This window comes from Streptomyces sp. NPDC001056 (assembly GCF_053598955.1).
This window is the reverse complement of the sequence record NZ_JBSFLI010000043.1, coordinates 1-13,626: the sequence shown is the minus strand read 5'-3', so window position 1 is coordinate 13,626 and position 13,626 is coordinate 1. Positions and strand designations below refer to the sequence as shown.

Genomic DNA, 13,626 nt, shown 5'->3' with positions numbered 1-13,626 from the left:
GGAAAGGCGGCTCGCTGATGAGCGACCTTACGCCTCACACCGGCGGCTTCATCGCCTCCCCGACGGACGGCGACACCCGCTACAAGGCCGTCCAGCACAAGCTCAAGACGCTGGGCCAAGCCATGGACCTCGCCAGCACCGAGCTGGAGGCGCTGCTGCGCGAGATGCGCACGAATGCCCAGCGCGCCGAGGGCCTCGCGGTGGACATCGCCAACGCGGAGCTGGACCGCAAATTCATCGAGATGACGAACCAGGTGTCCGTCGCCCTCGGCGGCGCCGCCGCCGAGGTGCAGAAGCTCCACGAGACGGCCCAGGAAGTGTCCGGTCTCGCCACCGACACGCGGCGTACGCACGCGCGGCTGTACGAGGGCCTGGACACCGTCCGCTCCGGCCGCCCGGAGCGCACCCCCAAGCCGGGCTTCTTCGCCCACTGACCCACTCCGACTCACCGAACTCCCCGATGGGCGGCCCGCCACCGACGGCGAGCCGCCCATCGCCACTCCCGAAGGAGAAACCCCTGTGTCCGTGCCGCGCAGCGTCGCCCTGGAGCGCACCCTCTACACCCTGGCCGCCCCGGTCCTCGCCGCGGCCCCGAACATCGCCCCCGACAGCCCCGTCAACACGGTCGTGCAGCTGGCGGGCGCCGCCGGCATCGGCGGCTGGGTCCTGGCCGCCAAGAGTGACGAGCCCGGCGCGGGACGCAAGATCCTGCGCTGGTCGCCGCTCGTGCTCGCCGCCGCCGTCGACGTCGCCGCCAAGAACACCCCCGGCGTGGGCCCGTGGTGCCTGGACGTGCTGCTCGCCGCCGGTTGGGCGGCGGCCGGCCTGCTGGTGCTGCCGTTCTCCCGGCACACCCGCCGCCACCACCGGCCCGCCCTCGCCGCCCCCGTCCCCGCACCGCAGCTCCAGCCCGCCGCGCCCGAGCCGTCCCCGGCACAGCCGGAGGACGGCGCCGACTCCTTCACCCGGCAGGTCCGCTGGCTGTGGGAGAACCGCGGTATGCCCGGCCGCACCATCGTGGTCAAGGCCACCCCGCACCCCGGCATGCCCAACGACCTGTCGCTGCTGCTGCGCGCCTCCGAGGCCGGCCGGGCCATCTCCGGCCTCAAGGAGGACGACATCGCCGCCGCGTTCAGCGTCGACGTCACCGACGTGACCATCAAGGAGATCGTCCGGCAGGCCGGGCGCGAGGGCGGCCCCGCCTGGCGGGAAGTCCACGTCACCCCCGACGCGAACGACCGGCGCCGCAAGACCCCCACCGCCCACGAGTGGTGGGCCGACCGGATCGCGAGCGGCCCGGTACCCGGCTCGGAGTTCGTCAAGGAGGTCCGCGACCACGCCCGCCGGGTCACCCACTACATCGCCCAGGTCCCCGACGAGGCGGGCGAGCCGCGCGTCAACAAGCACGCCCTGGCGGCCGCGCTGAAGACCAAGTACGACGAAGGCCGGCTGTTCGTCACCATTGACGGCAACCAGATCCTGGTCTCCCTATGGGACTCCAGCCCGCTGGCGCAGATCTTCCCCGCAACAAGGGAGCTGCTCACCCCGGACAAGGACGGCCGGTGGGTGACCGGCTACCTCGGCAACGGCCAGCCCGCCCGCAACCGCGTCTACACCGACCGGGGCGCAGCGCACGGGATCTTCGTCGCCCCCTCCGGTGGAGGCAAGACCCAGCTGATGGGCCTGCACGTCGCAGCCGATGCGTTGTGGGGGGCCGTGGTCATGTTGGCCACGGAGGCGCCGGATGAGAAGACGGCCGCCCTGGGCAAGCACACCGCCCGCTACGGCGTCGGCGCGCTCTACATGATTCGGCTCCTGCGGGCCATGGTCGCGCTCATGGAGATCCGGGGCGAGATGCCGTGGGAGGACGGCGAGGTCCACGAGTGGGACCCGACCCGGCCGGGCTGCCCCTACCGGATGCTGTCCGCGTACCTCGATGAGTTCCTCTCCGCCGCCCGCAACGGCGACTACGGCGCGGAGATCATGGACCTCGCGGAGCTGGTGTCGGTCAAGGGCCGCAAGTACGGCGTCGGCCTGAAGGTGGCCGGCCAGTCCATCTACGTCCAGGACGGGTTCACGCAGCTGCTGTGCGAGAACCTCCGCGACAACTGCATCCCCGTCGTGCTGAAGGTCGCGCCGAAGAAGGTCGGCGACATGTTCAAGGCCCTTGGCATCGCGCCTGAGTACATCCCCGACCCGCTCCCCCGCTCCTTCTCCCCGGAAGAGAAGGGCCGGATCGAGCGGATCATGCGCGGCGAGCCCGAGCCGCCCGCCGATTCCAACACCGGTGGCGCCGGCTGGATCGTCGAAGGCAAGCAGCCTGAAGTCCTGCGCACGCTGTTCATGGACTTCAAGGCCGGCATCGACGGCTACTTCCCCGACACCATCGCCACCCTGACCGACTACGAGATCCGCGAGCTGGAAGCGCGGGACCTGTGGTTCGACTGGACCGAGCCGCCCCGGCCCGGCGAGTTCGGCCCCGTTAAGGGCGACGCCGAAGACGGTGGCGACGACGGCGCACCCAAGAAGGGCGGCGGCAAGCGCCGCGGCGGCGGGAAGTCCGCCGCGCGCCGCGACGCGGTCACCTCGCCCCGCCAGGCGCTGGACGCCATCAAGAACCTCTCCGGCGTCTGACCCACCCCCGCACCCCAACCCCTCGCAGGGCCCGGCCGCACCCGGCCGGGCCCTGCCCACACCTGGAAGGACACACCACCCGTGGCCGTATCGATCTCCGCCGTCGTCCTGCTCGGCATCGTCGTCTTCGTCCTCATCCGGAGCGGCTACGTACGCCTCGGACCGGTCCTGGCCTGCGGCCTGTTCGGCTTCTTCCTCGCCTCCACCGGCGCCGCACCCGCCATCACCGACGCGATCAGCACCGTCACCGGCTGGGCCTCCAGCATCTGACACCGCCCCGGCCGCCGGCGTCGAAGGCCGCCACCGCCCCGCGCCTTCGACGCCCCAGGGAGCCCCCGATGCCACAGACCCGCCCCGCCATGGACCAGATCGCCGCGGCCACCCAAGCGCCCGCCCCGCCGAAGGCGCTGTCCCTCGAGGAACGCCTGACGCTCATCAACACGGAGATGACCGCGCGCCTGGACGAAGCGGCCGTCGCCTACGAGGTCAACACCGCGCACATCCCCATCGAGCCCGTGGACCTGGCCGACGTCGTCACCGGCCCCGTCGTCGCCAGCCCCGCCCCGCTGCCGGACCTGTACCCGACCCCGGTCGCGGCCCTCCTGCAGCGCGCCCACCACCGGCTGCTCACCGGCGGCTGGTGCAAGGACGTCCTGGTCGACGAGGACGGCGCCCGCTGCATGCTCGGAGCCATCCGGATCGAGGCCCGCGGCGACAGCGGCCTGCAAGCCGCCGCGGCCGCCGTGCTCCTGGACGCGATCCGCCGCACGTTCGGCGACCACGTCGACTCCGTGCCCTCCTTCAACGACGCACACGGCACGGGCCGCGTCCCGCTCCGCATGGTCGACCAGGCCGCTCACCTCGCCGACGCCCGCGGCCTCTGAACCCCTGCTCCGGACCACCTGCCTCGCGCCCGAACCCATGCGGTCGGGCGCGGGCCAGGCCGTCCGGCCTGCCAACCACCGCCCACCACACCGACCTGAGCGAGGGAGTCACCCCGCCATGCAGCCCAACGACAAGCCCACCAACGGCCAGCCCATCAACGGCCAGCACAACCCGAACTTCCTTGACCAGAGGGACGAGGAACCCGGCATGAAGCGCTTCGCCCGGCTCCGCGCCGGGTGGGACGCTTCCTGGGAGCAGGGCGGCTTCCTGCACGAGCGCTGGGAAGACGTCCGGCACGCGCGATGCGCCGGCTGGCACGGCATGGCCACCTGGATCAAGGCCGCCCTCAGCCTCGCCACAGTCTGCGCGTTCCTCATCCTGCTGGACGCTGCTGGCGACATCGTCAGCGCTGCGCTGCACCGGCTGTCCGCTACCCGCGCGGTGATCGAGCCGCCCGGAGTCGACACCACCAGCGGCCTGTGGGGCGTGATCGACCATCCGATCCGCTCCTACATCGGGCAGCACAGCGCCGGCCTCCCCGTCCCCGACACCGCCGTCTACGCCTTCTGGCAACTCGCGGGCCTGGCCGGCCTCATCGGCGGATTCGCCGGCAGCACCGGCGCCCGCATCCTCTGGACCGGGTGGGGCTTCTCCGGCGTCGCCATGGTGTGGTCCGCCACGCCCGACGGCAGCCGCACCGTCGCCGCCGGTATCGCCGCCCTCATGTGGGCGCTGGCCAGCATCGTCGCCCTGCGCGGCCTGAGCCTGCGCCCGGTCATCAACACCCCGGCCCCCGCTGCACCGCAGGTCAACGTCTACCCCGCGTTCCACCTCCCGCCGCAGCCCACGCCCGAGCACGACGACCTGGACGACGAACCCGACAACGTCCGCCCCGAGCCGTACACCACTCGTCGCTTCCGCCCCGCCCGCTGACCTGACGCCCTGCCTGGCCCTCGCCCGCCCCGCACCCGGGGCCGGGCGAGGACTGGACAGGCCGCCCGGCCACACGCACCACCCCGCCTACGAGAGAAGGAGATCCCGTCTTGGCGAAAGCCCCGACCGTCATAGGAGTGCTCACCGAGCCCCCGGCTCCGACCTGGTGGAAGGCCAACCGCCACAAGGTCTTCGGCGTCACCGGACTGCTGATCGGCTACCTGATCGGCACCCACCTGCACGGCGCCCCCGAGCAGCAGCCGGCCACGCCCCGGCCGGGCCACACCACGCCCGCGCCGACCACGCCCGGTGAGCACCCCACGCGCACGGCCCACGGCCTCGCCGCATAACCAGCCGCACCACCCGCTGCGCCCGCCGACATCAGCACGACGTCGGCGGGCGCAGCGCTGTCCACCGACGACTGGAGGAACTGCCCGTGCTCATCCCCCGCCCGCGCCGCCGGATCGGCCGGCCCCGCCCGCAGCGCCCCGGCCCCCGATACCCGCACCGCCCCGACCGGCTGCCCGGCGCCTGGAGCAGGTGATGGCGCGCCCGAGGAAGAAGCGCCGCCTCCCCGAGGCGAGCCGGGTGCCGCGCAGTGACGCGGCGCTGCCCGAGTACGACCGCAGCACGGTGCCCGAAGGGCTCGTGACCAGGCGGCAGTTACGGGAGATGGGGCTGAGCCCCGGCGACAACGAGGGCCCGGTCGCGATCCTGCGCTGCAGGCTCTGCGCGACCCGCCCGCAGTGGTCCTGCCGTCATCCCACCCGCGGCTACCTGCTCCGCGTCGACCTGGCGGTGCCCAAGCGCGTGCCGACGCTCGCTCAGGAGTGGGCCCTCGATCAGGCGATGGCGGCCAGGCAGACTTGTGGCCAGTGCAAGAGGCGGTTCTACATCTGCCTCTCCAAGAAGCTGGGCTGCTGCCTGGAGTGCTTCGACGGCACGCCCGCGGACCCCAGCAGCCTCATGACCCTCCCGGCCCCGGGCGTTCACCGGCTGGCCGCGTGAGCCAGCCCCGTCCCGACTGTCGAGGCCGGGACGGGGCCCGCACAACCGGGCGGCCGCAGCACCGGCAAAGGCCGGCCGCCCGTTCCTTCATCTCTTTCGAGCTCAGGAGAGATCCAGCATGCAGCATCGTCCCGCCGTCTTCGCCGCCCTTCTCGGCCTGACCCGCGCAGCCAGCGCCCTCGGCGATTTTTGGATCCAGTCGGATTTCTGCGCCCGCGTAAAGGGCGCCTCCGACGACCACCCGGTCACCTTCAAGGACCCGGCCACCGGAGAGGAGACGACCCACGGCACAGCCAGCGGCCGTTCGGCGTGCCTTCAGCACTGCCTGACCTACACGGCCACGCAGGCGATCGTGGCCGGGGCCGGCGCCCGCGCGCTCGGCATCCGGGTCCATCCGGCCGCCGCCGCGGCCGCGCTCGCCATCTCCTTCGGCACCCACTACGCCGCGGACCGACGCGTCCCGGGCAAGGGCCTGCTGGAGAGGATCGCGACCAAGACCGGCAAGGGCGGCTTCTACCAGCTCGCCGACTTCGGCATCAACGGGGCGTTCCACCTGGACGGTGCCTGGCACCACGGCTGGGAGACCGTCGCGGCCGTGGTCGCCACCGCCAAGGCCACCACCCGGTGACCGGCCGCACCCGCACCCGCCTGGACCGGGTGCGCGCCTCCTTCGCAATCGCCCAGCTCGCCCGCCGTCAACCCGGGAAGGACACCCACGCATGAGCATCACGATCACGAACACGTACGGCACCGCGCACCACGTCAGCGACACCAACCCGGCCCACGTCACCAGCTGCGACCGGTACCGGTTACCGCTCGTCGGCACCATCGCCCCGGGGAACCCCGGCTACGAGGACATGGTCGAGATCCTCAAGGACAACGGTCACGACACCCGCCCCGAGGGGTACGGGCTGATCTTCCTGGAGTCCGAGGAGTTCAGCGCCACGTACTTCGGGTCGATCGCACAGATCGAGCAGTGCAAGCGCGAGAACGTCGACGGCAACGCGACCTTCGACGCCTCGCAGGGCGTCCTGTACGCACAGTGGCCCCACGGCAAGGGCTGGGACGACTTCCTCCCCCGCGTCTTCTGGAACCAGGCACAGCTCGGCGCGATCGCGGACGGCCTCGGCCTCGTCACCGCCTTCGCGCACACCGAGACCCCGGGCGCCGAGGTCATCGTCTACGAGTTCGAAGGCACGTGGAGTCCTGGAGGCAAGTCGGAGCAGCTGGTCACCTATCACTGCACCGCCTGCCACATGGACACGTTCCACGACTGCGGGCACGTGCACGAGAACACCGGCGTCGGCGGACAGAACAGCACCTGCCGCCCCCGTGACGGCGAGATGCTGCGCGTCGTGAACGCCCTCGCCCGCGACATGTGGGGCACCACGGGCAACGCCCTCCCGGACACCGACGACGCGTACTGCGCCACCAAGGGCCCGTGCTCGATCATCCGCGAACTCCGCGCCGGAGTCCGCCCGCCCGTCTACCGCGCCTGATCGCCGATATGCGCACCCCGACCAACACCCGGTTATCGAGCGGCCCCGGCCGCCAACACCCCTTCATGGAGGCCCGCATGGCCCGCAAGCCCGTCACCTGGTACATCGCCACCCCCGCCGACGGCATCATCGAGATGTCCCGGCACGCCGGCACCCCGGTGAGCCTCGCCACCAACGTCAGCCAGGTCGTACGCCACCCCAACCCTTGCGCCACCCTGTGGTTCGACGAGAGCCCCTTCTCGTACTTCCGCATGGTCAAGTGCGTCGGCGAGGCCCTGGAGGACACCGGCATCTGGCCCGTCACCTGGCCCGTCCGCCTGTGGGTCGTGGAGCCGCTCGGTGAGACCGGCAACTGGAGCCAGCGCTACTACCCCTACCGCCTCCTGGCCCACCAGATCCGCGTCCTCGAGGAAACCGACCCTCACCTCGCGCTCGGAGCCGGCGGCCGTGACGTCCTGGACGTCGTCCAGCAGCAGATCCCCGAGCAGGCCGTCCGCTGGGCTGTGGACTGGGACGCCGACCCCGAGGGCATGCGCGAGAGGAAGTGGGACTGGGAGCAGTGCGGCGGCCCCACCTGCGGCAGCGGCCGATGGGCGGAATCCGTCGCCATGGCGACCTCGCACGCACGCCGTGAGTCCGCCGCCCAAACCTGGATCGAGCACCTCGCGCGCAACGCCGTCGACCAGGCCCTCGCCGACACCGACACCAGCATGATGGCGCACTGCTACGCCTACAGCCGCGCCACCGGCCACGCGGTCGCCGCCCAGCACCAGAACCGCTTCGACGCGTACGTCCTGGACGCGCTCCGCGGCATCGGCCTCGACTCCCCCGCTTCCGTCGCTGCCTGACGGGCTCTCCGTGCCGCCCCGGCCCTCCCGCACCACGGAGGCCGGGGCGGTCGCGGTAGCCCCTCAAGCACTGACACGGAGAGGAGAAGGGCGTCATGCCGCGCACCGAGTTCTATGAGGTCGACGTCCCGATACACGACACCATCAATCCGACCCGCAAGGGCGTTGTGACTGAGCGTTTCAGTTGGCCAGTGAGTGCTCGAGTTGGCCGGCTGAGCGTTCAGTAGACGTCATGGCACATCACGCCGTACGAGCGCCTTGGCAACCGGCGTACCGCTGCGCCGCGCGTATGTCATCCGTTCGCGCACGTCGCGCAGCGTTCGGGGCCGGTATCCGGGTCCGCCGCAGCAGCTCTTGTGGAAGCCCACGCCTGCGTTCAGCAGCACGGTGAGGGCCCGCCATGCCGCGACGTCTCGCCGCCGGGGCGCCGCGAAGGCCGATCCTGCGTGGATCATCGGCTCCGCACAGCGCGGACAGATCCGCTGCCTCGCCCTGTCGTGGGGCTGCTTGTACGAGACCCGGCAGGAGAGGCAGACATACGAGGTTTTCCCATTGGCCACCTGCTCAGCCTAAAGATCGCTCAGAGAGCTGGCCAGCAGTATTTCGTGCGCTGGAGACCTCGGCTGGGATAGATGAGCCCGTCCCGCTCAACTGGCCAACTGAAGTGCTCAGTCACAGGCGTGCACGTCTTCACCGGCGTCGCCGACTCCCCCGCCGCGGCCCTGCGCCGCGCCCACGAGGTGTACGACGCCGCGCTCGCCGCGCACACGGCCGGACTGGAGATCCCCGGCAAACAGCCGGACAGCTGGGGAGCGCGCGGGCTTCGGCCCGGCTGGCAGATGGAGTGGCCCGCCGCGAAGGCCGGCCTCTGGCACAACCCCGTCAGCTGGACGACCCGCAGCGACTTCGCGCTGTAGCTCCGCCCCGGGACAGGCGCTCAAGGCGTCCAAACCAGTCGCCTGCCCCGGGCCCACCCAACCCGTACGAGACGAGAGGGAGATCCTCAGTATGGACTCCGTCCTGCACCACCGCGGCCGAATCGGCTCGCGCACCCTCTTACTGACGACCGCCGCCGTGCCGCTGACCGGCTGGGCGGTGCACGCCATCACGCTGCACAAGCAGCTCGCCGCCACGAGGAAGGACCCGCTGACGGGGCTGCTGCGCCGCGATGCCTACACCGCCCGCGCCCGCCGGCTCCTGTCCCGGCACGGCGACGGCGTGGCCGTGGTCATGATCGACGCCGACCACTTCAAGCAGATCAACGACACGGCCGGACACCCGGGCGGGGACGCCGTGCTCGCCGCGTTCGGCGCCCGGATCACCGCGTGGGCGGGCCCGCGCGCCGCTGCGGGCCGCCTCGGAGGCGATGAGTTCGCGGTCGTACTGGAGTTGGCCGCCGACCGTCGCGAGCAGCGCCTCGCGCAGCTGGTCCGGATGCTGCACACGCCGGTCACCCTGGACGACGGCCGCATCATCAAGGTCGCCGCCTCGGTCGGCGCCGCGGCCCCCGACGTCCTCGGCACCCGCGACCTGACCAGCCTGCAGAGGGCGGCCGACACCGCGTTGTACGACGGCAAGCACACCGGCCGCGCGGTCCTTGCCACCGCCGCGCACACCACGCTTCCGTCCATCAACGGCCGCCGGGCCGGACGTCCGGGCACGGCAGTCTGGCGGCGAGCGGCATGAGCACCCACACCGGAACCCTTCCGCCAGCGGGCGACTGGATCCGCGGAATCAGCGTCAAGCAACCGTGGACCACCGCCATCGTCGCCGGGGCCAAGACGATCGAGAACCGCCCGCAGCCTTGGGCCTGGCGGGGCCTGGTGGTGCTGCACGCGGGCCTGCAGACCGACCGACCCGCGCTGCGCCTGCCGCACGTTGCCCGCGCGATCCGCGGCCGTGACCTGCCGACCGGCGCCGTGATCGGCGTCGCCCGGCTGACCGGCTGCCATCAGGACCCGGACGGCTCCCCGCCCTGCACCGAGTGGGCGGAGCCCGGCCTGTGGCACCTGGAGCTCACCGACGTCCAGGAGCTCGCCCTGCCGATCCCCGCACGCGGGCAGCTCGGGCCCTGGAGGCCCACCGAGGGCCTGGTCGCGCAGGTGCGTCAGCAGCTGCCCGACCTGCGTCCGTGAGCACCCGCCGTCGCCCCGCACCCGCACCGCCCGAGCAGCCCGCCGTACCGGTCCCACTCCTGGACTGGCACGACGGCAGGCACTTCGCCTGGCCCGAGCGGTGCGTGCTGTGCCGGAAGACCACTCCGCTGAGGTCCCACGCCGGAGAGGCCGTGCACAAGACGTGCGCAGAGCTCTGGAACGCGGCGCACCCCGGCGAGCCTCGGTTCGTCTCCGACCCGCCCAAGAGCGGCAAGAGCAAGGACCACGCCTGAACTTCCCCTCCAGACGGAGGCCCCCATGAGCACCGACCGCGACGTCGACCACGCCCTCGCCTACCCCGAGCCGCCCGCCTCCCCGCTGTGGCACCGCCACGGCGCGAAGGCCCGGCCGCTCACCGAGGCCCAGCAGAAGCGCAACCGCGAGCTGCTGGACATCGCCCAGCACAAGCCGCGCACCAGGGCCGCGTAGGAGGGCCGCTCGTGTTCACCGACATGAAAGAGGCCCTCGTAGCCGAGGACCTCGAACTCACCCCGCTCGGCAGCGACCAGAGCGCCGCCGCCTCCCTGGTGGTCGCCCACCACGCCCGTGACAAGGACGACCTCGCCGACCTGCTGGGCGCGCTCGGACTGCCCTGCACCGAGGACGACCTGGTGACTCTGCTCCCCCACCTCGCCACCCCCGACGCCCCGACGACTGGAGTTCCGATGCCCGTCAACGCCTTCACCGCCACCGCCGTCTCCATGCTGAACAACGGCGACAGCCCCGAGCACGTCCGCGACACCCTCGGCCTGTCGGAGGCCGAAATCGCCGACGCCCTCCAGCACGCCAAGATCGCCGAAGACGTCCAGAACACCGGACTGCCCACCCCCGACGCGGACACGGAGGGCAGCACCAGCACCCCGGAGACGGCCGCCGCAGCGCCCGACAGCACCATGGACACCGACGGGATCGAGGCCCTGCTCGCGTGGGCGGAGAACCACCCGGCCGCCTCCATCCGCAACCGGGCCGCCCGCGTCCGCAGCGGTCTCACCGAGCTGACCGAGCGCCGTACCGCCGACGCTGCGCAACGGGCGGCAGAGGAGCGGGTCGCCAAGGCCAGGGCCGAACTGGAGGCCGCCCAGGCACAGCTGCGCCAGGTGAAGTCCGGCGCCGCTGCCGTGGTAGCCGCCCCTGAGTCCAACGGCAAACGCAGCAAGGAGGAACTGGCCGCGATCCGGACCTGGGCGCGGGCCCACGGCCACCAGGTCGCCGACCGGGGCACCCCGGCCAAGACGGTCCTGGACGCGTACGACGCGGTCTTCGGCCCCAACGGCCTGGCGGAGGCGAGCTGATGGACACCAAGCCCCTCACCGTCGACGGCTTCCTCGACACCGTCCCCGCGCCCGGCGACGCTCCGGGCACCGCCCGGTTCCAGTTGATCGTCTCTCCCACCGACGACGTCGTGGACGACGTGATCTGGTCCTGCACCACCAACACGTCCTGGATCGCACACGCGCTGCTCACCGAGATCCAGCCCGGCGACCTGCTGCACGTCTCTGGCGTCCTCGCTCAGTCCGACAACCCGGCGGAGCCCGCCCGGCTGACCGTTGACGCCCTGGAGGTCCTGGCCGCCGCCCCGGCCCGGGCGCTTCAGGAGATGGTTCTCGACAGGTACGGCGGCTACGTCGTGGTGTTCGACGCCGACACCGACACCGTCCCGGTCTTCACCGCACTCGGGCAGTGGGTCGGCAGGGCGGCAACCCCCGACGCCATCGGCACGCTGATCGAGACCCACGAGCGCGTCAACGGTGGTGATGGGTGATGGCTACGCCCACCGCCCCGTCCCGCACCGTCCTGGAGCGGTTCCCCGCTGGAGGCCCCCGCGGCTCGTGGCCGGCCGAAGAGTACGCCGCCGCGCAGCGCGCCCAGGGCACCAACGCGCAGGTCGTGATGGACCTGCCCACCGACCAGTTCCTCGTGATCACCGACACCACCCAGTAGGCAGCACCCCCGGAGCGCCGCGCCCCGCCCTTCCCAGCCGGGCGCGGCGCTCCGTGTGTTCCCGCCCTCACCACCGACCAGGAGGCTTCCTTGCGCCCGATCCGTCTGACCTCGTTCGGCTACCTGCACCTGCCCACCGGCCCGGACGGCTCCCCCATTCCGCCCGCCGCCGACCGGATCGAAGACGTCCGCGACCGGCTCCGCGACCCGGCCGCCGCCCGCGACATCCTCGACCTCGACGGCCTCAACCCCCGCGTCCAGGACGTCGTCCTCAACACCCCCGGCGCCCGTGAACTGCTCGCCAACCTCGCCGACTACGCCGACCTGCCCGCCGGCCCCAGCCACATCGCCATCGGCTGTGCGGGCGGCAAGCACAGGGCCAGCGGTCTTACCGAACTCCTGGCCCGAGCACTCCGCGACCGCGGCCGCGAAGTCGTAGTCGAGCACCTGCACGTCCACCTGCCACGCGTCCTCAAGACGCCCGCCGGCCCCCGCACCGCCAATCCTGAGCAGGAGACCTCCCGATGATCCGTCGCTTCCGTCGCTGCGGCCACGGCCCCGGCGCCCTCACTCCTGAGGACCAGGCCGTCGTCGACAAGTTCCGCGCGATGCTCGCCGTCGTACGCGACCCGGAGCCCTGGGCGCCCGGCAGCGCCCGGGACATCGCCGTGCGCGTCGGCCCATTCGTCGAGCGGGCGCACACCCGGCCCGGCGACGACCACGGCCCCGACATGATCGCCGTCGCCCTGGTCCACCCCGACACCCCGCACGCCGGTGCCTACCTCCACGGCCGCCAGCTCGGCTACACCGAACGCGGCTGGCTGCGCTGCAAGACGAGCGTGATCCTCGGCTTCTGGCAACCCGGATACACGATGCTCACCCACGCCGCCGCTGGCCTGCCCCTGCCCGACGACGTCGGCATGGACCCCGCGCACTACGCCCTCTACATCGAGGCCCGCAAACGCGACGACACCCTCGACGGCTTCACCCTGCTGCGCCTCGGCCCGTACACCCAGACCTGGCACGCCCAGCAGGACTACGACCGGCTCACCGCCGCGCTGGACGGGAAGGAGACCTCCCTCGTGCCCGGCCACCGCGTCTCCGTGCGGTACGCGCCGTTCGACGTCAGCGACCACCAGCTGTTCACCGACCCGTGCGAGGCCGACGCCGTGACTCTCCTGGACGCCGCCGTTGTTGGGGTGAGCGCGTGACCGCGCCGACCCTGTACGAGACCTCGATCAGCGAGGGCGACGACGGAACCATGCACACCGTCGAACCGCGCCGAAGTGTGCGCGGGAGATGCCGGACAGGGCAGGATGGGAACAGGCCGCACGGGCCCAGGCAAGCGTCACAACTCGCCCAATCTGTGCGGCCCTTCCCATGTCAAGGGCTGATCGCGATCACCGCGACTCTCAAGGTCCCTATGACCGCGTCGGCCAGACCAGCGCCTGGGCGACGATGACGTTCTCCCCGTTGAAGGTGACGGCGGGGCCGTCGTGTAGCTCGTAGCCAAGGCCTATTGCCTCGCTCACACGGTGGCAGAACGCGGCATGGTCCGGCCCGGTCAGGACTCGGTAGACGGGCAGTCCATCAGGCGGTGTGCTCATGGGCGAAGGATTTCACGCAAGCCCCAGGTGTCCATTAGTACCTCCAGCTCAATCGCTCCCAAGGCCGTAGGCGAGGACGATGAAGTGGCTGGTGCCCTGCGGATCCGCAGGGCAC

Annotated in this window: 22 protein-coding genes; 20 read left to right on the top strand and 2 right to left on the bottom strand. The window is 71.9% G+C overall.

The features are described 5' to 3' along the window. Window positions 1-17: 17 nt before the first annotated feature. The 10 genes from ACWDD7_RS33340 (at window position 18) to ACWDD7_RS33295 (ending at window position 7,807) form a co-directional block, all read left to right on the top strand. On the top strand, window positions 18-434 hold the full coding sequence (locus ACWDD7_RS33340; protein WP_450460123.1) for a conjugal transfer protein TraB: 417 nt from the start codon (window positions 18-20) through the stop codon (window positions 432-434). A gap of 85 nt (window positions 435-519) precedes the next feature. Continuing rightward, window positions 520-2,634 (top strand): chromosome segregation protein ParM, encoded by a 2,115-nt coding sequence (locus ACWDD7_RS33335; protein ID WP_450460122.1) that lies wholly within the window; start codon window positions 520-522, stop codon window positions 2,632-2,634. A gap of 81 nt (window positions 2,635-2,715) precedes the next feature. After that, window positions 2,716-2,904 carry a hypothetical protein gene (locus tag ACWDD7_RS33330; RefSeq protein WP_450460121.1) on the top strand — a complete coding sequence of 63 codons (189 nt, stop codon included), beginning with the start codon at window positions 2,716-2,718 and terminating at the stop codon, window positions 2,902-2,904. Between the two features lie 68 nt (window positions 2,905-2,972). Beyond that, window positions 2,973-3,518 carry a DUF6197 family protein gene (locus tag ACWDD7_RS33325; protein ID WP_450460120.1) on the top strand — a complete coding sequence of 182 codons (546 nt, stop codon included), beginning with the start codon at window positions 2,973-2,975 and terminating at the stop codon, window positions 3,516-3,518. Window positions 3,519-3,636: 118 nt separating this feature from the next. Beyond that, on the top strand, window positions 3,637-4,452 hold the full coding sequence (locus tag ACWDD7_RS33320) for a hypothetical protein (protein WP_450460119.1): 816 nt from the start codon (window positions 3,637-3,639) through the stop codon (window positions 4,450-4,452). 110 nt (window positions 4,453-4,562) lie between these two features. Then, window positions 4,563-4,802, top strand: coding sequence for a hypothetical protein (locus tag ACWDD7_RS33315; RefSeq protein ID WP_450460118.1), 240 nt, complete (start codon window positions 4,563-4,565; stop codon window positions 4,800-4,802). 193 nt (window positions 4,803-4,995) lie between these two features. Then, window positions 4,996-5,460, top strand: coding sequence for an RRQRL motif-containing zinc-binding protein (locus tag ACWDD7_RS33310; protein ID WP_450460117.1), 465 nt, complete (start codon window positions 4,996-4,998; stop codon window positions 5,458-5,460). 118 nt (window positions 5,461-5,578) lie between these two features. After that, complete coding sequence (locus ACWDD7_RS33305) at window positions 5,579-6,088, top strand: hypothetical protein (protein ID WP_450460116.1); 510 nt, start codon at window positions 5,579-5,581, stop codon at window positions 6,086-6,088. Window positions 6,089-6,179: 91 nt separating this feature from the next. Next, window positions 6,180-6,959 (top strand): hypothetical protein, encoded by a 780-nt coding sequence (locus ACWDD7_RS33300; RefSeq protein WP_450460115.1) that lies wholly within the window; start codon window positions 6,180-6,182, stop codon window positions 6,957-6,959. A gap of 77 nt (window positions 6,960-7,036) precedes the next feature. After that, window positions 7,037-7,807, top strand: a complete 771-nt coding sequence (locus ACWDD7_RS33295; RefSeq protein ID WP_450460114.1) for a hypothetical protein — start codon at window positions 7,037-7,039, stop codon at window positions 7,805-7,807. Window positions 7,808-8,037: 230 nt separating this feature from the next. On the opposite strand, the gene ACWDD7_RS33290 is transcribed toward ACWDD7_RS33295, so the two are convergent. Next, window positions 8,038-8,367, bottom strand: a complete 330-nt coding sequence (locus tag ACWDD7_RS33290; protein ID WP_450460113.1) for a deoxyxylulose-5-phosphate synthase — start codon at window positions 8,365-8,367, stop codon at window positions 8,038-8,040. Between the two features lie 120 nt (window positions 8,368-8,487). On the opposite strand from ACWDD7_RS33290, the gene ACWDD7_RS33285 reads away from it, so the two are divergent. The 10 genes from ACWDD7_RS33285 to ACWDD7_RS33240 all read left to right on the top strand — a co-directional run bounded on the left by ACWDD7_RS33285 (window position 8,488) and on the right by ACWDD7_RS33240 (window position 13,115). Next, window positions 8,488-8,724, top strand: a complete 237-nt coding sequence (locus ACWDD7_RS33285) for a hypothetical protein (RefSeq protein WP_450460112.1) — start codon at window positions 8,488-8,490, stop codon at window positions 8,722-8,724. A 91-nt stretch (window positions 8,725-8,815) separates the two neighbouring features. Continuing rightward, window positions 8,816-9,493: a GGDEF domain-containing protein gene (locus ACWDD7_RS33280; protein ID WP_450460111.1), complete on the top strand. Its 678-nt coding sequence runs from the start codon at window positions 8,816-8,818 to the stop codon at window positions 9,491-9,493. Next, window positions 9,490-9,942 carry a hypothetical protein gene (locus ACWDD7_RS33275; protein ID WP_450460110.1) on the top strand — a complete coding sequence of 151 codons (453 nt, stop codon included), beginning with the start codon at window positions 9,490-9,492 and terminating at the stop codon, window positions 9,940-9,942. Before ACWDD7_RS33280 ends, ACWDD7_RS33275 begins: the two co-directional genes overlap by 4 nt. Continuing rightward, entirely contained in the window at window positions 9,939-10,196 is a 258-nt protein-coding gene (locus ACWDD7_RS33270) for a hypothetical protein (RefSeq protein ID WP_450460109.1), read from the top strand. Before ACWDD7_RS33275 ends, ACWDD7_RS33270 begins: the two co-directional genes overlap by 4 nt. A gap of 25 nt (window positions 10,197-10,221) precedes the next feature. After that, window positions 10,222-10,392 carry a hypothetical protein gene (locus ACWDD7_RS33265; protein ID WP_450460108.1) on the top strand — a complete coding sequence of 57 codons (171 nt, stop codon included), beginning with the start codon at window positions 10,222-10,224 and terminating at the stop codon, window positions 10,390-10,392. Window positions 10,393-10,403: 11 nt separating this feature from the next. Beyond that, window positions 10,404-11,255: an Lsr2 family DNA-binding protein gene (locus ACWDD7_RS33260; protein WP_450460107.1), complete on the top strand. Its 852-nt coding sequence runs from the start codon at window positions 10,404-10,406 to the stop codon at window positions 11,253-11,255. Further along, window positions 11,255-11,725 carry a hypothetical protein gene (locus tag ACWDD7_RS33255; RefSeq protein ID WP_450460106.1) on the top strand — a complete coding sequence of 157 codons (471 nt, stop codon included), beginning with the start codon at window positions 11,255-11,257 and terminating at the stop codon, window positions 11,723-11,725. The genes ACWDD7_RS33260 and ACWDD7_RS33255 overlap by 1 nt, the downstream gene beginning before the upstream one ends. Beyond that, on the top strand, window positions 11,725-11,904 hold the full coding sequence (locus ACWDD7_RS33250; RefSeq protein WP_450460105.1) for a hypothetical protein: 180 nt from the start codon (window positions 11,725-11,727) through the stop codon (window positions 11,902-11,904). The genes ACWDD7_RS33255 and ACWDD7_RS33250 overlap by 1 nt, the downstream gene beginning before the upstream one ends. Window positions 11,905-11,994: 90 nt before the next feature. Next, window positions 11,995-12,432, top strand: coding sequence for a RapZ C-terminal domain-containing protein (locus tag ACWDD7_RS33245; RefSeq protein ID WP_450460104.1), 438 nt, complete (start codon window positions 11,995-11,997; stop codon window positions 12,430-12,432). Next, a complete protein-coding gene (locus tag ACWDD7_RS33240) occupies window positions 12,429-13,115 on the top strand; it encodes a hypothetical protein (protein WP_450460103.1) in 687 nt (228 codons plus the stop codon). The genes ACWDD7_RS33245 and ACWDD7_RS33240 overlap by 4 nt, the downstream gene beginning before the upstream one ends. 210 nt (window positions 13,116-13,325) lie before the next feature. On the opposite strand, the gene ACWDD7_RS33235 is transcribed toward ACWDD7_RS33240, so the two are convergent. Next, window positions 13,326-13,511 carry a DUF1737 domain-containing protein gene (locus ACWDD7_RS33235; RefSeq protein WP_450460102.1) on the bottom strand — a complete coding sequence of 62 codons (186 nt, stop codon included), beginning with the start codon at window positions 13,509-13,511 and terminating at the stop codon, window positions 13,326-13,328. Window positions 13,512-13,626: the final 115 nt, after the last annotated feature.